Genomic DNA, 24,696 nt, shown 5'->3' on the forward strand with positions numbered 1-24,696 from the left:
GATGGATGATGCAAAAGAATTACGACGCCGCGCTATTTTAACAAAACCGATTTTTCCGCTCTTGATTAAAATGTCAATCCCGACAATCATCGGTATGTTGGTAAGCGTTATATATAATGTAACGGATACGTTTTTTGTCGGGCGCTTGCATAATCGATCGATGATTGCTGCAATCGGCGTTGTATTCAGTTTTGTCAGCATTATTCAGGCAATCGGTTTTTGGTACGGTTACGGCAGCGGAAATGTCATGTCAAAAAAAATCGGAGAAAAAGATTATGCCGAAGCGGAGATCATTTCTTCAATAGGCATCATCATTGCAATCACAACCGGCATCATCATTGCAATAACCGCAAGTATTTTTATCGTACCGCTTTCACGCCTGATCGGCGGCAACGCTTCGCAAGATGTGCTGACCTTTACCGTGCAGTATTTGCGCATCATTATCATCAGTATTCCGTTCAGCCTGTATGCAGTAACGGTGTATAATCAGCTGCGCCTTTGTGGAAATGTACGGGACGGAATGACCGGATTGCTGTCCGGAATGCTCAGCAATATGGCGCTGGATCCGCTGTTGATGTTTGTCTTTAAGATGGGCTTTATCGGTGCAGGATATGCGACGCTCGCAGGACAGATTATCGGGTGCATCGTCCTTACGCTCTTAGCGAAACGCCATGGGAATATTCCTATCAGCATAAAGAAGGCGCAGTACAGCAAAACACGTATGTATCATATTCTTGCAGGCGGTCTTCCTAATTTTTCGCGGCAGGCAATTACCGGAGGTGCATTGGTGTTGCTGAATGTCGCCGCTGCGCATTATGGCGAAAGCATGATAGCGGCCTTAACGGTAAGTTCCAAGATTATTGCATTGGCTTTTATGATTATGATCGGATGGGGGCAAGGCTTTCAGCCGATTTGCGCTATGAATTACGGCGCGAAACAATACGGCCGAGTAAAAAAAGCATTTAGTATTACGGTTATTGCAGGAACGTTTTTTTTACTGCTCGCGGCAATCGCCCTGTACATCTTTGCAGAGCAATGTATCGGAATTATCTCTAACGATGCCGAGGTCGTTTCCACCGGAAGCACACTATTGCGGATGCAATGCTTTACCCTGCCGCTGATGGCGCCTTTTGCCGTGAGCAGTATGTTCATGCAAAACATCGGCAATTATTTTTCCGCACTGATCATATCGATTTCACGGCAGGGACTGTTTTATATCCCGCTTTTATACATTCTCCCGGCCTTGTACGGAAAAACCGGTATCTACCTACTACAGCCCGCCGCAGATTTTTTATCGTTCATACTTGCCGTTACGATTGTTTACAGGTGGTATAGGAAATTTATAAAAACGAGCTTTTAAAACTTTCCGGGTATAGAGTGATATTAACGTGCGAAAAAAATAATATTAAAGCAACGGCGGAACAAATAGAGAAAGAATAATTAACATAAATCAAAAAATAGTGTATATTCCCCCCTTATAGGGACGTTGTCCCGGCGCAATAGAATAATCATGGATCTGATTGTTGTTCTGATTTTAAGATTAACAGGAAGATAAAAATAAAGGCTAAAACAAAGAAATAGTAGATATGCGTTGTATTGATAACGCCTGCTAATAGAGAAGGAGTATGAGGTATGTACACACCGGTTGATCCTAAGGTTGATTTCCCGAAACAGGAAGAGGCTGTTTTACATTTTTGGGAAGAACAGGATATTTTTAAGAAGTCGGTTGCGCAGCGTGACGGGGCTGAGGAATACGTTTTTTTTGACGGACCGCCCTTTGCGACGGGACTGCCGCACTTTGGGCATTTTGTGCCGAGCACGATTAAGGACATTATTCCGCGCTATCAGACGATGAAAGGCAAGAAGGTTGAGCGGCGCTTCGGATGGGACTGTCACGGGCTGCCGGTTGAGAACCTGATCGAAAAGGAATTGGGACTGAATTCGAAGACCGACATTGAAAAGTACGGGATTGCCAAGTTTAACGAGGCGTGCCGGGCGAGTGTGCTGCGCTATGTGAAGGAGTGGCGGCATACGATTAACCGGCTGGGGCGTTGGGTTGATTTTGATAACGATTATAAGACGATGGAACCCGCCTATATGGAGTCGATTTGGTGGGTAATGAAGCAGTTGTGGGATAAGGGGCTGTTGTATGAGGGGCACTATATCCTGCCGTACTGCCCGCGCTGTTCCACGGTGCTGTCGAATCATGAGTTGAACCTCGGCGGGTATAAGGATGTGCATGATCCGGCAATTACTATCCGCTTTAAGGCGCGGTACACCGTTGCGGGAACTCCTGCGGCGAAAACCTTTGCGGCTGGTGGTTCCAAGTCCGGCGAGCCGCTGCCGCCTAATACCTATCTTTTGGCGTGGACGACTACTCCGTGGACGCTGCCGAGTAACCTCGGGCTTGCACTCGGCGCTGATATAGACTATGTGCTGGTTGCCGATGAGGGAGAGCACTACCTCCTTGCCGAATCCCGTCTTGCTGCGTACTACCGCGAACCGGAGAAATGCACCATTGTATGGAAGAAAAAAGGCGCCGAGCTTGAAGGCATCTGTTATGAGCCGCTGTTCCCGTATTTTGCAAACCTCACGGTGCGGGAAGACGGTAGTTCCGACGACGCAGGGCGCGGGGCGTTCCAAACATTGATCGGCGACTTTGTTTCGACGGAAGACGGTACCGGTATTGTTCATACCGCGCCGGGCTTCGGTGAAGAGGATAGTACGCTGTTTAAAGGCAGCGGTGTTCCAATGATCTGTCCCGTCGATGCCGAATGTAAGTTTACGGCTGAGGTGCCGGACTATCAGGGACGCTTTGTAAAAGATACCGACAAGGATATTATGGATCGGCTGAAGGCGGAGCGGAAATTGGTGAAGCGGGATCAAATCCTGCACGCATACCCGCACTGCTGGCGCTGTTCAAGCCCGCTGATTTACCGTGCGGTGAGCAGCTGGTTTGTGTCGGTGGAAAAAGTAAAGGGCGCAATGCTGCGGGCAAACAGCAAGATCAACTGGCAACCTTCTCATATAAAAGAGGGACGTTTCGGTAAATGGCTTGAAGGCGCCCGCGACTGGGCAATCAGCCGAAACCGCTACTGGGGAAACCCGCTGCCGATTTGGAAGTGTACCAACCCCGACTGTGAAGAAGCTATCTGTGTGGGCAGCCGCGATGAGCTGAAAGCATTGAGCGGTGTTTATCCCGATGACTTACACAAGCATTTTATTGACAGCATCACAATACCGTGTAAAAACTGCGGCGGAACGATGCATCGGGTGCCCGAAGTGCTGGACTGCTGGTTTGAATCCGGTTCTATGCCGTATGCGCAGCAGCACTATCCCTTTGAAAATAAAAAATACTTTGAAGACCACTTTCCGGCTCATTTTATCTCCGAAGGGCTCGATCAAACCCGCGGCTGGTTTTATACGCTGACCGTGTTGGCCGCCGCATTGTTCGACCGCCCCGCATTTAAAAACTGTATCGTCAACGGACTGGTGCTTGCCAGCGACGGAAAGAAGATGTCCAAGTCGTTGCGAAACTATACCGACCCCAATGAGGTTGTCGGGCAGTTCGGGGCGGATGCGCTGCGTCTGTTCCTGATGCACTCAAACGTGGTGAAGGCGGAGGATCTAAAGTACTCCGATGAGGGCGTGCGCGATGTGCTGAAAGGCATTTTGATTCCGCTGTGGAACAGCTACAGCTTCTACGTAACTTATGCCAATATCGACGGTGTTACACCTCCTGCCCATGCGAAACTTGACGGCACGGATGCGCACATCGGCGCCTTTGTAAAAGAGCTGAACAATCCGCTTGACCGCTGGATTTTATCCGTAACCGAAAAGCTCGTGCTTGACGTAACGGCGGCGCTGGACGATTACGACCTTTCCAAGGCGATTGATCCGATTGTTGCGTATATCGAGCAGCTGAACAACTGGTACATCCGCCGCTCTCGTCGCCGCTTCTGGAAGAGCGAAAACGACGGAGACAAGGCGCAGGCTTACGAAACCCTGTACCGCGCGCTCAAGAAATTTGCGCTGGTAGCGGCTCCCGTTGTGCCGTTTATCACCGAGTCGATCTGGCAGAATTTGAGAACTGCGGATGATCCGGTGTCTGTACATTTGGCTGATTATCCCATCTATGCGGAAGCGGCGCGGGATACCGAGCTTGAGTTTAAGATGGAGACCGTGCAAAAAGCCGTTTCTATGGGACGAGCGCTCCGGTATCAGTTCAACCTGAAAATCCGCCAGCCGCTGAAAGCCGTGGAGATTGTTACGAAGAACCAGCAGGAGAAGTCGGTGCTGCGCGAGATGGAAAGCAGTATTATGGAAGAGCTGAATGTCAAAGAGGTTATCTTCCACGATAAAGAGGATGAGCTGGTTGAATATTCCGCAAAGGCGAATTTTAAGGTGCTGGGGAAAGAGCTCGGCGCAAAGATGAAAACCGCCGCAGCGCAGATTGAGAAGCTTTCTTCCACAGAGATCGAAAGCCTCTTTGACGGCGCAACCTTGAGCCTTGACATCGACGGGCAAACCGTTGAGCTGACTGCCGATAAGGTGATTTTGAACCGCATTGAAAAGGCAAACCTCAAGGTGCTGAACGAAGGAACGCTTACGGTTGCGCTCAATACACAGGTAACCGAGGAGCTGCTGCTGGAAGGCTATATCCGCGACCTTGTCCGCGCGGTGCAGAACCTCCGGAAGGAGTCCGGGCTTGAAGTAACCGACCGGATTACGCTGACCGTTTCCGGCACCGATCCCGACGGGAAGCAGCTGCTGCAGAAAGCGTTCGAGGCAAACAAGGATTATCTGATGAATGAAACCCTTGCCGTTGGAGCTGCCTACAGCGCGCAGCTGCCTGCAGGAAAAGCGTCCGCCGACTTGGATATGGGCGACGGGCTGTGCTGGCGTGTTGCGCTGGAGAAGGCGGCAGGAGTGTAGGAAAGCTGTCATGTAATAAAATAAGCATTTTTGAAACATAGACGGTGCAGAATAAGGAAATAGAAGAAAATAAAGCGAAGGCGTATCTATGATACGTTGAGCATTTATTTTCAGCGTATGACATAGTAGGTGCGCCGTATATTTTCAAAAGGTTAAGGGCGCATCCGGTATAGTCGGATGCGCCTGTTGGCTTAAGTATTGGGGAATAATATGAATCTATTTGATGATGCTCAATTGAAAGATATAAAAACTACGGTTTTTCTGGGATTGAAAAGTAGTAAAAATCAAGAACTTAGTACATGGGAAATATCTAGGTATATTTTTGATTTAAATACTTACTATTATAAATATGAGGTTGTTAATTCTATCGCGTTAGCATTATCCAATGGAGTTAAGCCGGAAGATATCATTGTAATTAACGAATCATTTATGTTAAATCATCAATATGCAAAGTTAGATGTTATTGATTTAGCAAGACCGGAACTCAATTTATTGTATTTTTTAGGTTTACCCTATTCAATGTTTCCCTCCCTTTCTATATTCAATATGAGAATTATATTCAAATATTATAGGATAATCAACGAATTTTTATTTCAAAATAAACTCCAAAGAAATGAAACAAAATGGATCTGTTCATTTTATATTGAATCATTGTTAAGCGGATTAGACAAAGCAATACAAAATATTACTCAGCTAAGTGAAAAAAAGATTATAAATACTAAAAAACATGTTGAACTATTAAATTTATTTACAAAACTCACTAAAAATTTCCAAAAACAGTATAAAAAAGAATTCACTCAACTAGAAAGAGATCTTGTAATAGATATCAAAAATTTAAGGGAAAAGAAAGATGCTTCTAAAAATTATTCTATTTTCTTTTCGACGATCAATAAACTTCAACGACCAGTAGTATTGGTAATTGATCAGCAGTCAAGTAAAGCTCGTGTTTTATGTCGTACTCAGTTAAACAAAAAAGCAAAAGATAGGACTACATTTACATTACGTTCAGTTATACAAAATTCTCCCATACAAATGTTAGTTCAAAGTGGTATATCTATACTTACTGCTATTAAGGATGAGGAACGGAAAAAAGAATTACATGCTATTGAATTGGAATTAAAAAAAGCAGAAATAAAAAAAGCAAAAACAGATGCAGAAATTTCACACATTAAGTTACTAACAGCACAAATTGAACTCATGGAACAAATTGCGCATTTTGAACAGAATCCAAATTATACACATATTTCTAGAATAACGACTCCCTATTTGAAACAACAGTTAAGTTTTGCTAATGATAGAATAACTGAAAATTTAAAAACATTAAATAATCGTGTTGGAATGGAGATAGATTATCAAACAACTAAAATTGATATACAAATATAGGAAAAAGAAGATATTCTTAACTACACTAGAAGAGGAAAAAATATGTTCTATGATACCGGCTGCAAGCTATCCTGTTTTAAATCTCTGGTATTATTGTCGGATCACCCATATATTGAAAACGTTGAACACTGTGTCCCTGCTCTCTGCATCGGGTATGTTGATTAGGAAAAAAGCAAAAAGAGACTGTTGAAATGATATCGGCGGTCTCTTTTTTTGGTGTTATACATTTTTAGGCGGTTCTTGTGTATCACTCTTTTCTAATTTTTTTTCAACACGGCTTATAAAATAAGTCAGCGACACATCGAATGCTTTTGCAATATTGTTAATAATGATGAGGGACGGCAGTTTGATGCCTTTTTCAATTTCAGAAATATATACTTGATGCGAATCGATAGCATCTGCCAATTTTTCTTGAGACAAATGTTTTTCTTTTCGCAGTTCCCGTATGGTATCTCCTACTTCTTTATTCACATAATCAGTATAAGTTTTTATAAGCAAAAAAATTACAAGCTATTGCTTATAAATCGAGATATATGCTATAGTTTATAAAACGGGTCGAAAGGGTGTTAGATTGACAAGCTGACTACTTGTGGAAGGACTTGTGCGGAACCAGCCTATAACATTTATTTCGACCAAAAATAAATTTATAGGAGGCCAAGTATGGCAAAAGAAATTGTTTATTATGAGGTTACAAATTCTTACGATGGAATTCTCAAAGGGACAAGATTTAAAGTAACTAAAGATTCTTCAAAGCATATTGATGCTTGTATAAAAGAAGGTCTTGCAGAAGAAACAGGAGTTCCTACAAACAAAATCAACCTATCAATGCTTAAATGTGTTGAAATTTAACTCAATAATGAGTGGAGCTTTATTCGTACGGAGGGTTTCATACCCTGGCACTCTGCGTCGTAATAAGGGGTATGAAAACCGACTGCAACCACCTTATGAGAACAACATACCCCGAGGCTCTGCGTCGGGGTTATTGATTTTGAAAACTTCACTCATTGGAAATCTGAGAGAGGGGGGATATATAGAATTTGAGCATCTAAACATAGAGGTAGACCGCTATACTGTTCGTAAGTTGATTTCACCAGAGATAGAAATTGCAGAGATAAATGATAATGGTTATAATGGTTACGATTTTGTTTTAATTAAGTATGTAAACAAGAAAAATGTATGTGAACAAGTTCAACTACTTGCCTTGAAATACAAGCAATCGGAAAAAACGCTTTGCCTTATTGGTTGCGAAAAAGAAGATATAGAATGTAAGTGTTCATCAAAAACAAATGTTGTTCACAAGAACTGTTCAAATTTATTCGATCTCAGTTTTAGTAGTTTTTCTGATCAACAATACGAATTATTAATAGATATCTGTCTTGCAACAGGAATTGGAATTGTAAGCATGTATCCAGAAGAGTGGTTTTCTGACTGCGATAAAAGAATAGGCAATAGTTTTGCTTTGGTTTCAGCATTTAGTAATACTTATTCTCAGTCTATGTCTGATGTACTCAAACAAATTAGCATGGAAAAAAATATTAGCAATATTATCGTTGCTTTTATATCTTCCATAAATACACCGTCTTTTGCAGAAAAATCAATTTCTTCAGAAATAGGCGACCTTATGGTTCAAATAGGAGATCATATGGCTGATGACTGCGACTTTTACTTGCTTCTCGTAGATAATACAATAGGAAATTATACGACAGGAGTTGCGTTAATTTATCAGATAAAAAACAATTCTTAAGTTTAATTTACTAAAATATTATATATATTTATATTCAAGGAGAAATAAAATGGATTATGAAGAAGAAAGAAAACGAATTAACTGTACCGATGAAATTCATCAAATTAATTCTAAATATGAAGATGGAATTATTGATTTTGAGTTATTCCAAAAGGCAAAGTATAAAATACTTTGGATATTAAAAGAAACGAATGGTAAATTCTCCATAGAGCATTTTAAAAATGCTGCTGAATTAGATAAAGGGAAATGGAAAACATGGAAAAATATTGCTAAGATTAATTCACTCATTTTAGATGGAAAACAGAGTTCTAAATTAGAACAAACAGATTATCTAAGACAGACCGCAATTATTAATTTAAATAAAACTTTTGGCAAATCTTCTACAAAAATGAAGATTTTTAGAAAGAATTATCTATGTCCTGAGAATGAAGCAACTCGATTAATTGTGCAGGACCAAATAAAAAATATTAGACCTGATATTATTATATGTGGGAATACACTAAATCTTTTAAGTAAACAACTAAATTTCAGCGAAGCGATAAAAATAGAACCAATACCATATACCAAAAAGAACAATATGTATTGTTTTAGTAATGTTGTATTCATAAATGCTTATCATCCATGCTATCCAACTTACCGCCCTATAACGCTACCATCAGATAAATATTGTGAAGCAGTTGTAAATTCGGTAAACAAATGGATTGAATGGAAAAAAACAATAAGTCTTAGTGAATTTAACTTTCATAAATTGTAAATATAACCTAACACCCGTTTCAAGGCTGACATTTGTTTTGTCACGGAAATTGCTTGTGCGATCATCTATAATACTGTTTATATGCTTGATTTTTGGGTTCTCTTTTGAATCGAACCCAGAATTAAGAGACTAGCTGTTTTTGATATGTTCTTTGGTATTTCCTCTCCACGCCAATGGCAAAATAAAGGAACAGGCGAGTAGGGGCGGCACCACATTGATCTTTCGGTTATTCAGCGCCTCCTCCACGAATCCGTTTTAGTCAGGTATCCCGAAACCAATCGGCTGCCATACTTTTCGCTATTTATTTGCAACGCATCTACAGGAATCCGGTTACGATATTCGTACCATCCAAGAGCTTCTCGGTCACAGCGATGTTTCAATCGCTCTGGTCTATCCTCACGTCTTAAACCGCGGCGATCTAGGCGTTCAAAGCCCTATAGACAGGATGGGATCTTTGCATCAGTTTAGATTGCAAATGGAGGCTTTTTGTGATATCATGAAGAAAGATAGAAAAAAGCGTTAGATGTGTATGCTCACGCATGATGAGATGAAAGGTTGAAAAATGGAAGAAATAGATTATTTTTCAAAAGAAGAGGGTAATAATTTTAATATTTTTAGATTTATATTAAATCTAAATTTCAATATTGATTCAATGGATGTTAATAAATATTCATTGTTTGTGCATGAATATACACATTATTTACAAAGTATATGTACAGTAAGTGGAATTTCTTTACTGTTTAAGTATTTTTCCTTTGTGAAAAATATCTATGCAGACTTAAATGTAAAAATCTGTAATAACAATGAATATGATACAGGTTATTTGTCTTCTTATATCGAAAAATATAATGATTTAATGTACCTATACAATTACAATTTGGACAGAGAAAACCTAGAGCATAGATCAGACTATTTCTTATTGTGCGAAAAAATTCAACATAAAATTTATAAAAAAGAAGTAACAGAATATTTCATAGTCATCAAAGAAAAACAATATCATGTTTCATATAAATGCTTAAGAGAAACAATGGCGATGATGACATTTTTTATAGCAAGAAACTATAAAAAGGAAGATGCTCTTAAATATCTACAAACTTCAAATGTTCTCCCAGTTTATAAAGTATTATTTCTATATTTTAACAAAAACTTTCCTTACATTGATGATTTAATTAGATTTACGTATTTTTTTACCGAAACAGCTTTACAATCAGATTATCCAGGAGAAATTTTAAATTTATTATTTAAAAGACTAAAATACTGTTCGAAAACATCAATATTATGTACGGAAACATTTTTTCAAATATTTCATAGAGAAAATCCTTATGTCTTATCAACACTGTCTCCGCTTGTAGAGAAACTAAAGAAAGATATTCAAAGTCTTAATTCTTTAGGAAAAAATAATGAATATTTCGTTTTTGTTAAAAGTTATTTGCAACGGTGTATAACAGGATTGAATGAATATATAAACAAAAGAACTTTTTTTTATTATTTTCAAGATATTGATAAATTAAAACTATTGGCAAATGTAATATTATCTCCAGTAATCATTCAAACTTGTCAAGATAATACAAAAGTTTCCACTTTGGACGATCAAACAAACTCATATGCATTAGCACTAATTTTCGGTGTAGCTGTATTATTAGACGCATATATAAAAAAAGATTTTACTCCAATGAATGAAAAATGTATTTTTATCGAAAAGATTCCAGTTTGTAAATTTTTCCAAGATGATTTAGCTGATGTAAAAATATGTAATAGAAAGCCATTTAATATAAAACCATTTAAAAATGGAAATTGTATTTTTTACAATGCCAGTCTAATATTAGGTATGCTTCCTGATGAAGAAATTATAAAATATAAAGATAAAAATGTTTCTTTTATAAAGCCTACATGAGCATCTAACACCATTTCAAAAACCGCCAAATGGATAAATCGTTTGCGGTTTAAAACAATGTTATACGGACGCTACGCGTCGGACGACAGACGGAGTTCTGTCGCCTATTATACGCACATGACAGAGGAGACCTGGTCAGGGAAAAATGGAAAAAATAGAATTAGAAAAATGTTTAAATATTAATACAAATGCTATTGCTTGGAAATGCCCACATTGTAATTCTTTTTCAACATTGAATAGCAATGATATCGAGATATCAAATAATTTTCATGAGCTAAAAGAACATTGTGGATATAATCTACAAACAAAATTTGTATTTTGCCCTAATCCTGAATGTAAAAAATATACAATTTATGTTTCAGTGTATAAAGCTCAAAAAATCCTTGTTCCTCCTCACGCTTATATAAAAAATATTGAATGTATAGACGGAAAAATGTATTATCCTGACAAAAAAATTAGAAAATTTCCGGATTACATTCCAGAAGTAATTTCAAATGATTATAAAGAAGCTTGTTTAATAGCTGATTTAAGCCCTAAAGCTTCTGCAACAATCTCAAGAAGATGTTTGCAGGGAATAATAAGAGACTTTTGGAAAGTAAAACCTGATAACTTAAATAAAGAAATAGACCAAATAAAAGACAAAATTGATAGATTAACTTATAATGCAATAGATTCTGTTAGAAAAATAGGTAATATTGGTGCTCATATGGAAAAAGATATCAATTTAATTATTGATGTTGATAAAAATGAATCTTTTTTGTTAATAAATCTTCTTGAAATATTAGTTGATAATTGGTATATAGCAAGACATGAGAAAGAGGAAAGATTAGCAAAAATTAAAACAATTGCTGATGACAAAGATAAAATGAAAAAAGCATAACATTTGTTTTCAAACCCGACAGACAATTAAACCGACGGCGCAACGAAAAAGCCTTACGTCTTTTTCGTTGCTTGCAGCTTATACGCCGCCTGCTATGTTGCTCACCACACTGGGACATGTGTAATAGAAAAATCATACAAAATGTGATATAATCCTTGCATGAATCAGAGGCAACAGGCAAAAGCTGCCAAAAAATTTATAGAAAACTGGATAGGGCACGGATACGAAAAGGGTGAAACTCAGAAATTCTGGATAGATTTGCTCACAACCGTGTTCGGCGTGGAAAATATCGCTCAATTCATATTTTTTGAAGAGCAAGTAAAAGATACAATTCAAAACAAAACGGTCACAAACTTTATAGACGCGTATATTCCTTCTACTCGTGTAATGATTGAACAGAAATCGAGTTACAAGAACTTACGCGAGCCAATCAAACAGAGTGACGGCTCTCTTTTAACCCCGTTTCAACAGGCAAAGAAATATGTTGCCGATTTACCATTAAGCCTGCACCCCAAGTGGATTGTCACTTGTAATTTTGATGAGTTTTTAATCTACGATATGGAAAACCCCAACAGCGAGCCTCAACAGGTTTTCTTAAAAGATTTGCAAAAAGACTTTTACCGTCTACAGTTCCTTGTGGATACAAAAACTGAAAATATCAAGCGAGAAGAAGAAATCAGCTTAAAGGCAGGGATACTGGTCGGCAAATTATACAATGCTCTCTACAAAGAGTATATTGCCCCCGACGAAAAAAGTCTCCGTTCGCTCAATATTCTTTGTGTCAGAATCGTGTTCTGTTTATACGCAGAGGACGCAGGCATTTTTGCTACGAAAACCAGCTTTGAAGATTATATAAAAAGTTTCAATCTTCCGCATCTTCGCAAGGCGATGATTGAGTTGTTCAAGGGTTTAGACACCAACATTGAAGACAGAGATAAATACGATGAGAGTCTGAAACCGTTCCCTTATGTGAATGGCGGTTTGTTTAAAGACGAGCAGATTGAGATTCCAAACTTTACAGAGGAGATTGTCGATGTAATTGTAAACCACTGTGCACCGTTCAACTGGTCGGAAATCAGTCCTACGATTTTCGGTGCGGTTTTTGAAAGCACGTTGAACCCCGAAACAAGGCGTAAGGGCGGAATGCATTACACGAGCATCGCGAACATTCACAAGGTAATTGACCCGCTTTTTATGGACGGCTTAAAGCTTGAGTTTACGAACATCATGGGGATAGGCCCTGATGAAATAAACTTTGACAAGGCTTATGCCGCTATGAGCCAAAAGCAGAAAAAAGAAATCCAAGCCTTTCAAGAAAAACTCAGTACCCTTACATTCCTTGATCCTGCCTGCGGAAGCGGAAATTTTTTGACCGAAAGCTATCTTTCTCTCCGTCGCCTTGAAAACTGCTGCATCCGTCTTTTGAGCGGCGGACAGACCCTTATGGGCGACCTGTATGACCCGATACAAGTGACGATAAAACAGTTCCATGGTATCGAGATAAACGATTTTGCCGTTACCGTCGCAAAGACTGCACTTTGGATTGCCGAATGTCAGATGATGAAGGAAACTGAAAAGATTGTAAACAAGGATATCGACTTTCTGCCGCTCACTACAAATGCTTTTATTGTGGAAGGTAACGCCCTGCTTATGGACTGGAGCACTTTAAAACTGTCTCGTGAAAATAGCCAGCCGACTGACGGATTGTTTAGCGGATTCACGACGGAAACGGATGGAACAGTGCACCGCTACGACTATATCATGGGAAATCCGCCGTTCGTAGGGAAAAAGGAGCAGTCTAAAATGCAGAAAGAGGAACTTGTTTCTCTGTTTCCCAAAACACTCAAGGGAGTAGGTAATCTTGACTATGTTTCGTGTTGGTATGCAAAGGCGATTGCGCTTATAAAGGACACACAGACAAAATGTGCGTTTGTTTCTACGAATTCAATCACGCAAGGTGAGCAAGTTCCGACTTTATGGAAATACCTTTCAGAGCAGGGACTTTCGATAGATTTTGCGTGGCGTACTTTCCGTTCCTTAAAATGCAGCAGTTGAGAGGATATCAATTCTCGAAGACTGCTGCATTCGTGCGCGATAGCGCACATACAATCAGTGATGTTTGCCGTAAGGCAAACTCATCGGTTAACAAGGCAGCCTTATTTGGCTGCCGAAGTTATACCTTGGGATTCGGAGAGTACGGAAAAGGCTCATGTGCACTGCGTGATAATCGGGTTCTCGCATAAAAATTCCATACAGAAACAAAAATACATCTTTGACGAAGGCGGGAACCGAAAAGAAGCCAAACAGATTAACGGCTATATGATAGACGCAGCGGATGTGTTCATTGAGAATCGCGCGAAGCCCTTATGCCCCGTGCCGGAAATTGTGTGCTGTATGAATTCGGAATTCTGATGAGCAATGTTCATAATGCATGGATGCGAGTTGTTGCGGGAAGATTGGAAACACGATATCAATACTCAAACACCGTCGTCTACAACAATTTTCCATGGTGCGATCCGACTGTCGAGCAGAAAGCAAAAATTGAACAGAGTGCACAATCTATTTTGGACGCACGGAAAAAGTTCTCCGATTCCTCACTTGCCGGCCTGTATGACGAAAGTTTTATGCCCGCCGATCTTCGCAAAGCCCATCGAGAAAATGATACAGCGGTCATGCAGGCATACGGCTTTAATATCAAGATGACGGAGAGTGAGTGCGTGGCAGAGCTGTTCAAATTATATGAAACATTATCGAAAGGAGAGTAATATATGGCAGAACATATCTTTTCTGATGAAGCTGAATTTATCTACAGTTTGCTATTAGAGCATTACGATAATGAAGAAATCGACGACCCTGCTGTATTGATAGAATCGGAAGAATACAAGCATACTATTAATATTGACGCATTTGAGTATGGCTTGAATGAATTTCTGGAAAACAATCTTATTTCGAAGTACGAAGGTTATACAGACGGGTCTTTTGGTATATGGCTTCTAGTCAAATGCGAAAATATGTTAAAATCAGGACAGAAAACTTTGAATAGTTTACAAGAAAAAGAAACTCGTGACAGCAGTCAAAAAGTCAATATCACAATCAACGGAAATGTGAGCGGTAATAATGCCATTGGGGCATTTCAAAATACTACTGTAAATATGGCAAACAACCAGATCGATTTTGAAAAAGCAGCATCGCTTGTAAAATCGATTTCCGAAAACTTACAGAACATAGGGCTTACAGAAAGCGAAAAAAAGTCTGTATCTGATAGTATTGAGGATATCCGTTCTGCTATAATTCGTCAGGATTCAAATATAATACAAACAGCATTAAAACACATAAGAGACTTGTGCTTCAATGTGGCAGGAAATTTACTCGCTTCCGGAATTGTTCACCAGATTTCAAGTCTGTTGCCATAAAGCAGCTTAAATTATATCGTATATTCTCTTTGCCAATCAGAATAAATAAATTTTTCTCCGTTGTGTTTCTTATTTGACAAAATGTATCAATTATGGTACGTTTTAGGTATGGAAGTCGAAAAGAAAATACAAGCAGATTTTTTCAAAACAGAGCAAAATAATGAACCTGTACGAGATTTCCTGAAGGCTTTATCTCCAGAAGATAAAAAATCTGTCGGTGCGGATATTATGGCAGTAGAAATGTTGTGGCCGATTGGTTATCCAATGGTTAGAAAACTCGACACTGATTTATGGGAAGTAAGAACTGGTATTTCCGACAAAAGGATTTGCAGAATCATGTTCACTGTAAGCGGAAATACGATGATATTGCTCCATGCATTTGTAAAAAAGACACAGAAAACTCCAAAAGAAGATATGGAGTTGGGAAAGAAAAGAAGAAACTTGGTTTTAGGAGGTCAAAAATGAATAATGCTTATGTAGGAAGTTCCTTTAATGATTTTCTCGAAGAAGAGGGTATTGCCACAGATGTACAGAACGAGGCAATTAAGCGGTTGATTTCATATAATTTACTAGAAGAAATGCAGAAACAAAATATCAATAAAACTGAAATGGCTAAGAAAATGTCTACGTCTCGCGCTGCATTGGATAGGCTTCTAAATCCATACAATGATTCCGTGACACTTGCAACGCTTACAAAAGCTGCGAATGTTCTGGGGAAAAAATTAGTATTACAACTACAATAAAAACAAAACCTAACACAGTTTTCAAAGCCGACAAATGTGGCTATGCCTGTTTGCAGGTTAAAACAATGTTAGAAAGACTAAAAAAATATATAGTTTTTTAGAAGATAAATGAATAAGCATTAATCTATAATTTACAGAATCTCTTTTTATCTTGACTTTATTAATGTGTGCACTTATACTGTGTTGATAAGGAGCATTTATGAAAAATATAACGCTATCAATTGATGAAACTGTTTTACAGGCAGGGCGAGAATATGCAAAGAGACATAATATCTCCTTTAATTTTCTTGTAAGGAAACTTATTGAGCAAACGGTTGTTACCAATAAAGATTACTGGCTTCATGATACTTTTTCACTTATGGATACATTAAATGCGATGTCAAGCGATGAAAAATGGACAAGGGAAGAATTATATCGTGTCTAAAATATTTATTGATACAAACATACTTGTTTATACCCTTGACTCAAAAGATTCATATAAGCAAGCAAAAGCTCGAAAAATAATAGAGAAAGTTGTAAATTTACATCAGCCGGTAATATCAACACAAGTACTTAAAGAATTCTATGTAGTTGCAACAACAAAATTAAAGGCAGATCGAATAATTGTTAAAAATATTATACACAATTTTTGCAATATGGAAATTGTTCAAAATGACTTAGAGTTGATAGAACAAGCAATAGATATTAGTGTAATTTTACAATTATCATTTTGGGATTCATTGATAGTAGCTGCTGCTGAGAAAGCAAAATGTGAATGCATTATTTCTGAAGATTTAAACCCGGGGCAGACATATCGTGGAGTAATGGTAATCAATCCATTTAAGGAAGAGTCTTTCTAACACCCGCTTCAACCTGACCCCTAAGACAGCCATCGTTGCAGGTAAATGAATATTAGGACGAACGCCCACACTGAGGCGCTTGTCAATAGAAAAATCATACAAAATGTGATATAATCCTTGCATGAATCAGAGGCAACAGGCAAAAGCTGCCAAAAAATTTATAGAAAACTGGATAGGGCACGGATACGAAAAGGGTGAAACTCAGAAATTCTGGATAGATTTGCTTACAACCGTGTTCGGCGTAGAAAATATCGCTCAATTCATATTTTTTGAAGAGCAAGTAAAAGATACAATTCAAAACAAAACGGTCGCAACCTCTAAAAACGGAGGTTTTTAGAGGTTGCCCTGTGTTGAAGCCGTAATCGTCTTTTTTCTTACCTTTTCCTTCTTGCTTGTTAAATGACGGTGTTATCGGGAATAATTGCGTTCTTGGTGATAACGTAAATCCGATCGACAATGTGATAATAACCGTAGTCGCCGTCGGGCGGTATTTCGCCCATGCCGATTGATACGTTATGCCCTATACGCGCGTTTTTGTCGATAATCGCTTTTTTGATATGGCAGTTTTTTCCGATACCGACGCATGGAATATCATCTCTTTCATCTCCCGCTTTGCTGCTATCCGATTCGTAGTAGTCAGCCCCCATACAGACAACCCCTTCCAGCACGCTGCCCGCTTCGATAATGGTTCTGATACCGATGACGGATCGGGTAATGGTTGCATAAGTAATAACACAGCCTTCGCTGCAGGTAACGCGATCCAGCTGCGCCCCGTTGATTTTTGATGCCGGCAGATTTCTGTAGTGAGTATAAATAGGCGCTTCAGCATCATAAAAGTTAAACTGCGGCGTAATTTCCGTTAAATCAAGGTTTGCTTCGTAAAAACTGCGGATGGTACCGATATCTTCCCAATAGCCGTTGTGTACAAATGCCGAAACCTTATGGCTTTTAATCGAAGCGGGAATAATCTCTTTACCGAAGTCGGTCATGCTGTTGTTTAGGCATTCTTCCATCGCATTTGCATTAAAAATGTAAATACCCATAGAAGCAAGGTATTCTTTATCGGGACTTGCAACCGAAATACCCGACTGCGCAGGAATCTTCCATTCGTCGATATTTTTGTCGGGTCCGGGTTTTTCCATAAAAGCGGTGATATTCGATTGCTTATCAATCTGCATAATACCGAATCCCGAAGCATCTCGCCGGTTTACCGCCGTACAGGCAATGGTAATATCAGCACCGGAAGCCTCATGTTGAGCTAGAAACTCCTTTAAATTCATACGGTATAATTGATCGCCTGAGAGGATAATGTAGTATTTCGGACTTTGAGTCTTAAAATGGGTAAAATTCTTTCTTACGGCATCGGCAGTTCCCTCATACCATCCTGAATGCTCAAAGGTTTGCTCCGCAGCCAGAATTTCAACAAATCCGTTTGAAAAGCTGTCAAAACGGTATGCGCGTGCAATATGCAGGTGCAGGGATGCAGAGTTAAATTGAGTCAATACATAAATTTGCCTAAGACCTGAGTTAATACAGTTGGAAATAGGTATATCGACAATACGGTGCTTTCCTCCGAACGGTACGGCAGGTTTTGAACGGGATTGGGTGAGCGGGTACAAACGAGTACCTTTTCCGCCTCCCAAGATAATCGATAATACTTTCGGCATATATCCTCCTTTTTTGTGATATTTGCAGGGGCGTATTCCGCAAAAACCGATAGAAGTATCTATTGAACGCATTAAAATTGCTGTGTCGCGTTATTATTATCAGTATAAACGAGGTTTTTATTTTTTTCCACAAAATAAATAAGAATTATTATGAATGCGAATTGGTAGGAAGCGTCTGTGAATCCCCGGCCTTGCATAATCTTTCCCTTTATGTTATTATCCTTAAAGAACTTTATTATCCTTATAAATTTAGGCAGGAGTCGTTCAAACGGCTCTTTTTTTGTTTACGGGAGTTGATGCAATGGAATATGTGCAAAAAGAAACCGTTCCGTATTTTACCGATTATGAACAACTGGTTACCGGTCTCGGATATAAGCTGGTGGATTTGCAGATTGTTCACCAAAAATCCGCATGGCTGGTAAAGGCCGTTATTTACAGTAAAAACGGGGTTGGAATTGACGATTGCTCAAAGGTACACCGCGCTTTGTTATCGCGTGCCGAGGTGCTGCTCAACTCTCAAGATATTCAAATGGAAGTAAGCTCTCCGGGGCTTAATAGAGTAATAAAAAACGCAGCGGAATTTCAGGCCTTTATCGGTGAAAATATAAAGGTGTTGGAAGTTTCCTGCCCCGATTGGCTTGAAGGGGAATTGCTGGCTGCGGATTCGACAGGTATCCGTTTAAACATTTCCGGCGAGCAAAGGGATATCCGGTATGCGGATATAAAAAAAGCGAAATTGAATAAGATCTAAGGAGTCGGGTTAATGGCTGGGGTAAAAATTGAAGACGTCCGTAAATTCGCATTGGAAAAAGAACTGGATGAAGACCTTGCAATTAAAATTGTTGAACAAACGTTAAAAGCTGCATATAAAACGGCCTTTAAAACCGATGCTAATGCGGTCGTTATTACCGGTGATGATGCAATAAACATCTATGCACGTAAAAAAATTGTTGATGATGTTGTGAAGCCGGAACTTGAGGTTGATATAGAAGAAGCAACAAAGCTCGCGCCGGACTGCGAAATCGGCGACGAACTGCTTTTTGAACTTGATCCTAAGGATTTTAAACGCGGTTCTATTCAAGCGGGCGTACAGCGCGTGCACCAATCGACGAGGGAAATCCAAAAGGACAGTATTTATTCCGAATACAAGGCAAAAGAGGGTGAAATTATCATCGGCTACTATCAGCGGAAGAAAAATGATAATATCTATGTCGATCTTGGAAAAGTCGAAGGTCTTTTGCCGAGAAAGTTTCAACTTCCGCAGGAAATATACCATCCGAACGACAGAATAAAAGCGCTTATAAAAGAAGTTAAAAAACACCGGCAGTCGAATGTTGTGCAGCTCATTCTTTCCCGTACCGACCCCGATTTTGTGCGCCGATTGATGGAACTCGAAGTTCCCGAAATTTACGATAATATTGTTGAACTGTATAAAATCGTCCGTGAGCCCGGTTACCGGACAAAGGTTGCCGTTATTTCGCATAGAGAGGATGTCGACCCCGTAGGCGCCTGCGTAGGACCTAAGGGATCCCGTATTCAGACCATTATCACCGAGCTGGAAGGGGAAAAAATCGACGTACTTGAGTATTCAAGCGACCCTGCCGTGTTTATCGCGAATGCGCTTTCTCCGGCTGAGGTGTTGAATGTCGTTATCCTCGATGCAGAAAAGCGTATGGCGCTTGCCGTTGTTGCGGAAAGTCAGCTTTCGATTGCAATCGGGAAACAGGGGTTGAATGTCCGGTTGGCAAACCGTTTGGCGGATTGGAGTATTGACGTAAAGACCGAAAAGCAGTTCCAAGAAATGGATATCCATGCCGAGACCCGCAAGGCGGCGGAAGAACTGTTCAATGATGATGCTGTTTTGTTGAAGGATGTTGAAGGTATTGACCCCGGCGTTTTAGCTGCGTTACATGAAAATCATATTGAAACGGTTGAGCAGTTGCTGGATATCCCGCATGAGGAGCTTCGTGCGCTTCCGGGTATGTCTGAAGAAAAAGCCGCTGCGCTTGAGGCTCTCATCAATGAGACCTTTGAAATCATCGATGAAAATCAAGAGCCCGCGCAAGAACCGCAACCTGAAAATCAAACAATGCCTGCATCGAGCGAAGATGCGGAAGAAGTATACGAGTGTCCCGAATGCGGGGCGCCGATTACGATCGATATGACGGTTTGTCCTAACTGTGGTGTCGGTTTAAGTTTTGAATACGAGGACGAAGAATAGGAGTTGTATGGCAGAAGGCATCGAAAATACCCAGGAACAAAAAGTTATTCTCAAAAAGGCAAAGCCTGAATCGGCTTCGGCGTCGACGGCTCAGCCTCAGGTACAGCAACCTGCAGAACAGAAACCGGTTCGGACAATAAAGCGTAAGCTTAAGCCGGTAGCGCATCCTGCGTCAAATCCCGCTCAGTCCGGTACTGCCGGGGAGCACCCGAGCGGTGAACAAAAGCGGCGTCCTGTTGTATCTTCAACTCCTGCGGATTTCTCCGCTCAGCTGAAAAAGGCACCGGAGCGTCCTGCACAGTCTCCGGAACGAAAACCTGCCGCTCATGTGCAGGGCGAAGAAAATCGGCGTGTACAAAAGCACGGCAGTGAACGCACCGAACGGTTTGATAGAAGCCGAACCGAAAAAACGGTGCGGAAAGAGACTGCCGAAGCTTCAGCTCAACAGGTACAGGCGGATAATAAGAATCAAATCCGTTCATTGGATTTAAGCAGTAAGCGGCCTGACCGTCGTGCGGGGAATCTCGCGGGCGGTTCCAAACCTACAAACCGCTTCGGCGGCAATCAAGGCAACCGGCATAAGCCGGGTTTTGCAGGCGCCCAAGGACGGACGCAGCAGGACGGGCGCGGCGAGCAAAACAGCCGCGGAGGCCGTCCGGGCGGTTATGCACCGGATAGACAGCGGACAGGCGGCTTTAATAAACCCGGTTTCCAAGGCGGGCAGAATAGGGGCGGTTCCGGCGGACGGCCGATGGCGAGCCCGATGCCGCTCGAAACCAATAAGCAAAATACCAAAAAGACATTTAAAGGCAAAAAGACCTATTCGCGAAAGGATCAGGAAAGCGAGTTCTTTGAAGAGAAGCTTCTGCAGCAAAAAAAGAAAGCGAAAGAAAAAGTTAGCGCCGTTCCCAAGAGCATCGAGATAATGGAAACCATCTCCGTTGCGGAATTAGCCCGAAAGATGAATCTTAAAGCATCCGAACTTATCGGCAAGCTGATGGAAATGGGCATGATGGTAACGATGAATCAATCTATCGATGCGGATACGGCAACCATTCTGGCTTCGGAATACGAATGCGATGTTAAAATCGTCAGCCTCTATGATGAAACCGTTATCGAAACCGTCAGTGATGAAAATGCCGAGCTGCTTACACGGCCGCCCGTGGTTACCATTATGGGACATGTCGACCACGGTAAAACAAAGACGCTGGACGCTATCCGCAGCACTAACGTTACCGCCCATGAGTTCGGCGGTATTACTCAGCATATCGGTGCATACATGGTGTCTACGCCCAAGGGGAATATCACCTTCCTCGATACGCCCGGACATGAAGCGTTTACCATGATGCGTGCGCGCGGCGCCGAGGTTACCGATATCGTTGTATTGGTTGTTGCAGCCGATGACGGCGTTATGCCCCAGACTATCGAAGCGCTCAATCACGCGAAGGATGCAAAGGTTCCGATTATCGTTGCCATCAATAAAATCGATAAACCGGAAGCGAATCCCGATAAAATAAAGACTCGCCTCGGCGAACTCGGCTTGGTTGCCGAAGAATGGGGTGGAGACACGATATATGTTCCCATTTCAGCCTTGCAGAAGAAGGGTATCGACGACTTGCTGGATGCAATCCTATTGCAGGCGGAAGTGCTGGAGTTGAAAGCAAACTACAGCTGCCGCGCGGAAGGAAAGGTTGTTGAATCCAAGATCGATCACGGACGAGGCGTCGTCGCAACGATTATCGTACAGCGCGGGACTCTCCATACCGGAGATCCTTATGTCGCGGGTGTTTATTCGGGACGTGTCCGTGCTATCTTTAACGATAAGGGCGAAAAGATAGACGAAGCGACGCCGAGTATGCCGGTGGAGATTTTGGGACTTGAAGGAATGCCCAATGCCGGAGATCCCTTCCAAGTAACCGAATCCGAGCGTATGGCCCGTCAGATTTCGTTAAAACGGCAGGAACTCAAGCGATTTGAAGACTCACGCAACGTCAAGAAGGTAACGCTCGATAACCTGTATGAAACGATTACCGAGGGTGAAGTCCTTGAGCTGAAAGTAATTATCAAGGGCGACGTACAGGGCTCGGTAGAAGCCTTAAAGCAGTCGCTTGAAAAACTTTCCACGCGGGAAATACGCTTGAATGTTATCCATGCCTCTGCCGGCGCAATCAACGACTCCGATGTTATGCTTGCTGCGGCGGATTCCAATGCGATTATTATCGGCTTTAATGTCCGGCCTACGTCGCAGGCAAAGGCGCTTGCCGAGCAGGAAAAAGTCGATATCCGCAAATACAATGTTATCTATAAAGCCGTCGAAGAAATTCAGCAGGCTATGGAAGGAATGCTCAGTCCCGATATTAAAGAGAATGTTATCGGTATGGCTGAAATCCGCAGCGTGATTAAGGTGCCTAAGATCGGTAACATCGCCGGTTCGTACGTGCTCGAAGGTACGGTAAAGCGCAACAGCACGGTTCACCTGATCCGCGACGGTATTGTGGTGTTCTCCGGCAAGCTTGCGTCCTTACGGAGATTTAAAGATGACGTTAAAGAGGTTGCCGCCGGCTATGAATGCGGTATCGCGCTTGAAAACTTTAACGACATAAAGGTAGGCGATCAGCTTGAGATTATCGAAACCGTCGAGGTTGCACGCAAGCTGACGGATACTCAGCATTATGAAGCGCCCGAAGCCCATACCGAAACCGGAGAAACAGCCGAATGAGTGAATTCCGATTGGATAAACTCGCGGAGCAAATCCGCGAGGAAATTTCTCAGTTGATTTTTTCAGGAAAAATAAAAGACCCGCGCGTTTCCAACTTTCTTTCTATAAATAGAGTGGAAGTATCGGGCGACCTTGCGTATGCAAAGGTGTATGTTTCCAGCTTTATGGATGCGCACAAGACAAAGCAGGGCGTCCGGGGCTTGGAAAACGCGGCGGGATTTATCCGCACAAGCTTGGCAAAAAAACTTCATATCCATCAATGCCCTCAGTTTACCTTTATCTACGATGAAAGTATTGAAGAGGGTTTTAATATGGTAAAAAAACTTGAAGCGCTAGAAGCGGAGTCGGATTCCGGGAACAATGCCCAAACCTGAGCCTCAATTTATTATCCCCTTTGCAAAACCGTCCGGTATAACCAGCTTTACCTCTCTCTGGCAGGTGAAGCATGCACTCGGTACTAAAAAAGTAGGGCATACCGGTACGCTCGACAGCTTTGCGGACGGATTGCTCGTATTGCTTTCGGGAAAATTAACCAAACTGGTGCCGTATATCACGGATTTTGATAAAACCTACCGTGTGCTGTTCTATTTCGGAAAGGAAACCGATACGCTCGACCCCGAAGGTACCGTCATCGATGAAAAGCCGCTCCCGGTGTATGCCGATGTTGTTTCGGCAATCCGGCAGCTGACCGGGACTATAGAGCAGGTACCTCCGGTTTATTCGGCGGTAAAGCAGGCGGGAGAGCGGCTTTCGGATAGGATACGGCGCGGAGAAACGGTAAGCGTACCGCCTCGAACCGTTACAATTTACAGTATCGACATCGAAGAAATTTTTTACGAAGAATCCTCCGCTGTGCCGGCTCATGCTGCAGGCGGAGATAAAGCTGCTATTCATGCAGATGGTACGGATAGAGATACCGTTGGTATAGATTCTCTTGACGCCGCTAACGGTAAAACGGTAACAGGCGCCGTCCTGTGCGTGCGCTGCTCCAAAGGAACGTATATCCGCTCATTGGTGCGGGATATTGCCCATCGATGCGGTTCCGCCGCGTATGTATACGCGCTCCGTAGAACGGCGGTCGGGCCGTTTACGCTTGAACAGGCGGCGGGCTTTTCGGCACTGCAGCCTTTCGGGAATGCTGCGGCGCATGCGGTAGATGCGGATTCAACCGATACGCCTGCCGGTTGTGCGGATTCGGCAGCTGTCCCGCATCCGGTTACGGATGACGCTATCAAACAGGCTGCGCTGCCTTTAAGCAAAACGCTTGCCCGCGCGATGCATTTTCAGATGGCGGCACTGAAAGAACAATATTACGCTGCATTTATGAACGGAAAGCCCATCAGCGGGCATTGGTTTACAAGCGAGCAGCCGCTTTCGGATATCGGAACCGCCACGGTATTTTACGAAGGATGCTGCGTAGGACTTATGACAAAAAACGGTAACCGCTTTCATTATGAGGCTGTATTTAATCAGGACTGATGCGTTTGCCTTGATAAGTTGGAGT

General features: G+C 41.6%; 23 protein-coding genes and 1 pseudogene. 22 read left to right on the forward strand and 2 right to left on the reverse strand.

Annotated elements, in window-relative coordinates:
• The first annotated feature begins 1 nt into the window (after position 1).
• The 3 genes from HMPREF1222_RS10345 (at position 2) to HMPREF1222_RS10355 (ending at position 6,318) form a co-directional block, all read left to right on the forward strand.
• Positions 2–1,360, forward strand: coding sequence for an MATE family efflux transporter (locus tag HMPREF1222_RS10345; RefSeq protein ID WP_016519356.1), 1,359 nt, complete (start codon positions 2–4; stop codon positions 1,358–1,360).
• A gap of 272 nt (positions 1,361–1,632) precedes the next feature.
• Complete coding sequence (gene ileS, locus HMPREF1222_RS10350) at positions 1,633–4,935, forward strand: isoleucine--tRNA ligase (protein WP_016519357.1); 3,303 nt, start codon at positions 1,633–1,635, stop codon at positions 4,933–4,935.
• 210 nt (positions 4,936–5,145) lie between these two features.
• Positions 5,146–6,318: a hypothetical protein gene (locus tag HMPREF1222_RS10355; RefSeq protein ID WP_016519358.1), complete on the forward strand. Its 1,173-nt coding sequence runs from the start codon at positions 5,146–5,148 to the stop codon at positions 6,316–6,318.
• Positions 6,319–6,537: 219 nt separating this feature from the next.
• Here the strand turns inward: HMPREF1222_RS10355 and HMPREF1222_RS10360 are convergent, their stop codons facing one another.
• Positions 6,538–6,789, reverse strand: a complete 252-nt coding sequence (locus HMPREF1222_RS10360; protein WP_016519360.1) for a helix-turn-helix domain-containing protein — start codon at positions 6,787–6,789, stop codon at positions 6,538–6,540.
• Between the two features lie 189 nt (positions 6,790–6,978).
• On the opposite strand from HMPREF1222_RS10360, the gene HMPREF1222_RS10365 reads away from it, so the two are divergent.
• The 14 genes and pseudogenes from HMPREF1222_RS10365 (at position 6,979) to HMPREF1222_RS10430 (ending at position 16,922) form a co-directional block, all read left to right on the forward strand.
• Positions 6,979–7,167 carry a ubiquitin family protein gene (locus HMPREF1222_RS10365; RefSeq protein WP_016519361.1) on the forward strand — a complete coding sequence of 63 codons (189 nt, stop codon included), beginning with the start codon at positions 6,979–6,981 and terminating at the stop codon, positions 7,165–7,167.
• Positions 7,168–7,306: 139 nt separating this feature from the next.
• The gene (locus HMPREF1222_RS10370) at positions 7,307–8,062 is read left to right on the forward strand and encodes a hypothetical protein (protein ID WP_038076671.1); all 756 of its coding nucleotides are present in this window, start codon (positions 7,307–7,309) and stop codon (positions 8,060–8,062) included.
• A 49-nt stretch (positions 8,063–8,111) separates the two neighbouring features.
• Complete coding sequence (locus tag HMPREF1222_RS10375; RefSeq protein WP_016519363.1) at positions 8,112–8,816, forward strand: hypothetical protein; 705 nt, start codon at positions 8,112–8,114, stop codon at positions 8,814–8,816.
• A gap of 168 nt (positions 8,817–8,984) precedes the next feature.
• Positions 8,985–9,339 (forward strand): annotated as a pseudogene (locus tag HMPREF1222_RS12595) (tyrosine-type recombinase/integrase); the annotation flags it as partial.
• A gap of 39 nt (positions 9,340–9,378) precedes the next feature.
• Positions 9,379–10,710 (forward strand): hypothetical protein, encoded by a 1,332-nt coding sequence (locus tag HMPREF1222_RS10380; RefSeq protein WP_016519364.1) that lies wholly within the window; start codon positions 9,379–9,381, stop codon positions 10,708–10,710.
• Positions 10,711–10,855: 145 nt separating this feature from the next.
• Positions 10,856–11,590, forward strand: a complete 735-nt coding sequence (locus HMPREF1222_RS12600) for a DUF4145 domain-containing protein (protein ID WP_016519365.1) — start codon at positions 10,856–10,858, stop codon at positions 11,588–11,590.
• 159 nt (positions 11,591–11,749) lie between these two features.
• On the forward strand, positions 11,750–13,645 hold the full coding sequence (locus HMPREF1222_RS10390; RefSeq protein WP_016519366.1) for a DNA methyltransferase: 1,896 nt from the start codon (positions 11,750–11,752) through the stop codon (positions 13,643–13,645).
• A 311-nt stretch (positions 13,646–13,956) separates the two neighbouring features.
• Entirely contained in the window at positions 13,957–14,355 is a 399-nt protein-coding gene (locus HMPREF1222_RS10400; protein ID WP_016519367.1) for a type IIL restriction-modification enzyme MmeI, read from the forward strand.
• A gap of 3 nt (positions 14,356–14,358) precedes the next feature.
• Entirely contained in the window at positions 14,359–15,003 is a 645-nt protein-coding gene (locus HMPREF1222_RS10405) for a hypothetical protein (protein ID WP_016519368.1), read from the forward strand.
• A gap of 108 nt (positions 15,004–15,111) precedes the next feature.
• Positions 15,112–15,468 carry a type II toxin-antitoxin system RelE/ParE family toxin gene (locus HMPREF1222_RS10410; protein WP_038076679.1) on the forward strand — a complete coding sequence of 119 codons (357 nt, stop codon included), beginning with the start codon at positions 15,112–15,114 and terminating at the stop codon, positions 15,466–15,468.
• Positions 15,465–15,746, forward strand: coding sequence for a helix-turn-helix domain-containing protein (locus HMPREF1222_RS10415; protein ID WP_016519370.1), 282 nt, complete (start codon positions 15,465–15,467; stop codon positions 15,744–15,746). Before HMPREF1222_RS10410 ends, HMPREF1222_RS10415 begins: the two co-directional genes overlap by 4 nt.
• A 199-nt stretch (positions 15,747–15,945) precedes the next feature.
• Entirely contained in the window at positions 15,946–16,170 is a 225-nt protein-coding gene (locus HMPREF1222_RS10420) for a hypothetical protein (RefSeq protein WP_016519371.1), read from the forward strand.
• The gene (locus HMPREF1222_RS10425) at positions 16,133–16,585 is read left to right on the forward strand and encodes a PIN domain-containing protein (protein WP_038076681.1); all 453 of its coding nucleotides are present in this window, start codon (positions 16,133–16,135) and stop codon (positions 16,583–16,585) included. Before HMPREF1222_RS10420 ends, HMPREF1222_RS10425 begins: the two co-directional genes overlap by 38 nt.
• 121 nt (positions 16,586–16,706) lie before the next feature.
• The gene (locus tag HMPREF1222_RS10430) at positions 16,707–16,922 is read left to right on the forward strand and encodes a type IIL restriction-modification enzyme MmeI (protein ID WP_016519373.1); all 216 of its coding nucleotides are present in this window, start codon (positions 16,707–16,709) and stop codon (positions 16,920–16,922) included.
• A 58-nt stretch (positions 16,923–16,980) separates the two neighbouring features.
• On the opposite strand, the gene HMPREF1222_RS10435 is transcribed toward HMPREF1222_RS10430, so the two are convergent.
• On the reverse strand, positions 16,981–18,252 hold the full coding sequence (locus HMPREF1222_RS10435) for a glucose-1-phosphate adenylyltransferase (protein ID WP_006189169.1): 1,272 nt from the start codon (positions 18,250–18,252) through the stop codon (positions 16,981–16,983).
• Positions 18,253–18,553: 301 nt separating this feature from the next.
• Here HMPREF1222_RS10435 and rimP point away from each other — a divergent pair, with 301 nt between their 5' ends.
• The 5 genes from rimP to truB are packed head-to-tail and all read left to right on the forward strand — an operon-like array spanning position 18,554 to position 24,671.
• Positions 18,554–19,003, forward strand: coding sequence for a ribosome maturation factor RimP (gene rimP / locus HMPREF1222_RS10440; protein WP_016519374.1), 450 nt, complete (start codon positions 18,554–18,556; stop codon positions 19,001–19,003).
• Between the two features lie 12 nt (positions 19,004–19,015).
• Complete coding sequence (gene nusA, locus HMPREF1222_RS10445; RefSeq protein WP_016519375.1) at positions 19,016–20,473, forward strand: transcription termination factor NusA; 1,458 nt, start codon at positions 19,016–19,018, stop codon at positions 20,471–20,473.
• Positions 20,474–20,480: 7 nt separating this feature from the next.
• The gene (gene infB, locus HMPREF1222_RS10450) at positions 20,481–23,192 is read left to right on the forward strand and encodes a translation initiation factor IF-2 (protein WP_016519376.1); all 2,712 of its coding nucleotides are present in this window, start codon (positions 20,481–20,483) and stop codon (positions 23,190–23,192) included.
• Complete coding sequence (rbfA, locus tag HMPREF1222_RS10455) at positions 23,189–23,566, forward strand: 30S ribosome-binding factor RbfA (protein ID WP_006189164.1); 378 nt, start codon at positions 23,189–23,191, stop codon at positions 23,564–23,566. The genes infB and rbfA overlap by 4 nt, the downstream gene beginning before the upstream one ends.
• Positions 23,553–24,671: a tRNA pseudouridine(55) synthase TruB gene (gene truB / locus HMPREF1222_RS10460; protein WP_016519377.1), complete on the forward strand. Its 1,119-nt coding sequence runs from the start codon at positions 23,553–23,555 to the stop codon at positions 24,669–24,671. The genes rbfA and truB overlap by 14 nt, the downstream gene beginning before the upstream one ends.
• Positions 24,672–24,696 lie beyond the last annotated feature (25 nt).

Origin of the sequence: Treponema vincentii F0403 (assembly GCF_000412995.1) — a bacterium.
Lineage (GTDB): Bacteria > Spirochaetota > Spirochaetia > Treponematales > Treponemataceae > Treponema > Treponema vincentii.

Excerpts from the sequence above, each read along its gene's own strand:
- HMPREF1222_RS10345 (WP_016519356.1), top strand. The coding sequence starts at position 2 with ATGGATGATGCAAAAGAATTACGACGCCGCGCTATTTTAACAAAACCG.
- ileS (WP_016519357.1), top strand. The coding sequence starts at position 1,633 with ATGTACACACCGGTTGATCCTAAGGTTGATTTCCCGAAACAGGAAGAG.
- HMPREF1222_RS10355 (WP_016519358.1), top strand. The coding sequence starts at position 5,146 with ATGAATCTATTTGATGATGCTCAATTGAAAGATATAAAAACTACGGTT.
- HMPREF1222_RS10365 (WP_016519361.1), top strand. The coding sequence starts at position 6,979 with ATGGCAAAAGAAATTGTTTATTATGAGGTTACAAATTCTTACGATGGA.
- HMPREF1222_RS10375 (WP_016519363.1), top strand. The coding sequence starts at position 8,112 with ATGGATTATGAAGAAGAAAGAAAACGAATTAACTGTACCGATGAAATT.
- HMPREF1222_RS10380 (WP_016519364.1), top strand. The coding sequence starts at position 9,379 with ATGGAAGAAATAGATTATTTTTCAAAAGAAGAGGGTAATAATTTTAAT.
- HMPREF1222_RS12600 (WP_016519365.1), top strand. The coding sequence starts at position 10,856 with ATGGAAAAAATAGAATTAGAAAAATGTTTAAATATTAATACAAATGCT.
- HMPREF1222_RS10390 (WP_016519366.1), top strand. The coding sequence starts at position 11,750 with ATGAATCAGAGGCAACAGGCAAAAGCTGCCAAAAAATTTATAGAAAAC.
- HMPREF1222_RS10400 (WP_016519367.1), top strand. The coding sequence starts at position 13,957 with ATGCCCCGTGCCGGAAATTGTGTGCTGTATGAATTCGGAATTCTGATG.
- HMPREF1222_RS10405 (WP_016519368.1), top strand. The coding sequence starts at position 14,359 with ATGGCAGAACATATCTTTTCTGATGAAGCTGAATTTATCTACAGTTTG.
- HMPREF1222_RS10410 (WP_038076679.1), top strand. The coding sequence starts at position 15,112 with ATGGAAGTCGAAAAGAAAATACAAGCAGATTTTTTCAAAACAGAGCAA.
- HMPREF1222_RS10415 (WP_016519370.1), top strand. The coding sequence starts at position 15,465 with ATGAATAATGCTTATGTAGGAAGTTCCTTTAATGATTTTCTCGAAGAA.
- HMPREF1222_RS10420 (WP_016519371.1), top strand. The coding sequence starts at position 15,946 with ATGAAAAATATAACGCTATCAATTGATGAAACTGTTTTACAGGCAGGG.
- HMPREF1222_RS10425 (WP_038076681.1), top strand. The coding sequence starts at position 16,133 with ATGAAAAATGGACAAGGGAAGAATTATATCGTGTCTAAAATATTTATT.
- HMPREF1222_RS10430 (WP_016519373.1), top strand. The coding sequence starts at position 16,707 with ATGAATCAGAGGCAACAGGCAAAAGCTGCCAAAAAATTTATAGAAAAC.
- HMPREF1222_RS10435 (WP_006189169.1), bottom strand. The coding sequence starts at position 18,252 with ATGCCGAAAGTATTATCGATTATCTTGGGAGGCGGAAAAGGTACTCGT.
- rimP (WP_016519374.1), top strand. The coding sequence starts at position 18,554 with ATGGAATATGTGCAAAAAGAAACCGTTCCGTATTTTACCGATTATGAA.
- nusA (WP_016519375.1), top strand. The coding sequence starts at position 19,016 with ATGGCTGGGGTAAAAATTGAAGACGTCCGTAAATTCGCATTGGAAAAA.
- infB (WP_016519376.1), top strand. The coding sequence starts at position 20,481 with ATGGCAGAAGGCATCGAAAATACCCAGGAACAAAAAGTTATTCTCAAA.
- rbfA (WP_006189164.1), top strand. The coding sequence starts at position 23,189 with ATGAGTGAATTCCGATTGGATAAACTCGCGGAGCAAATCCGCGAGGAA.
- truB (WP_016519377.1), top strand. The coding sequence starts at position 23,553 with ATGCCCAAACCTGAGCCTCAATTTATTATCCCCTTTGCAAAACCGTCC.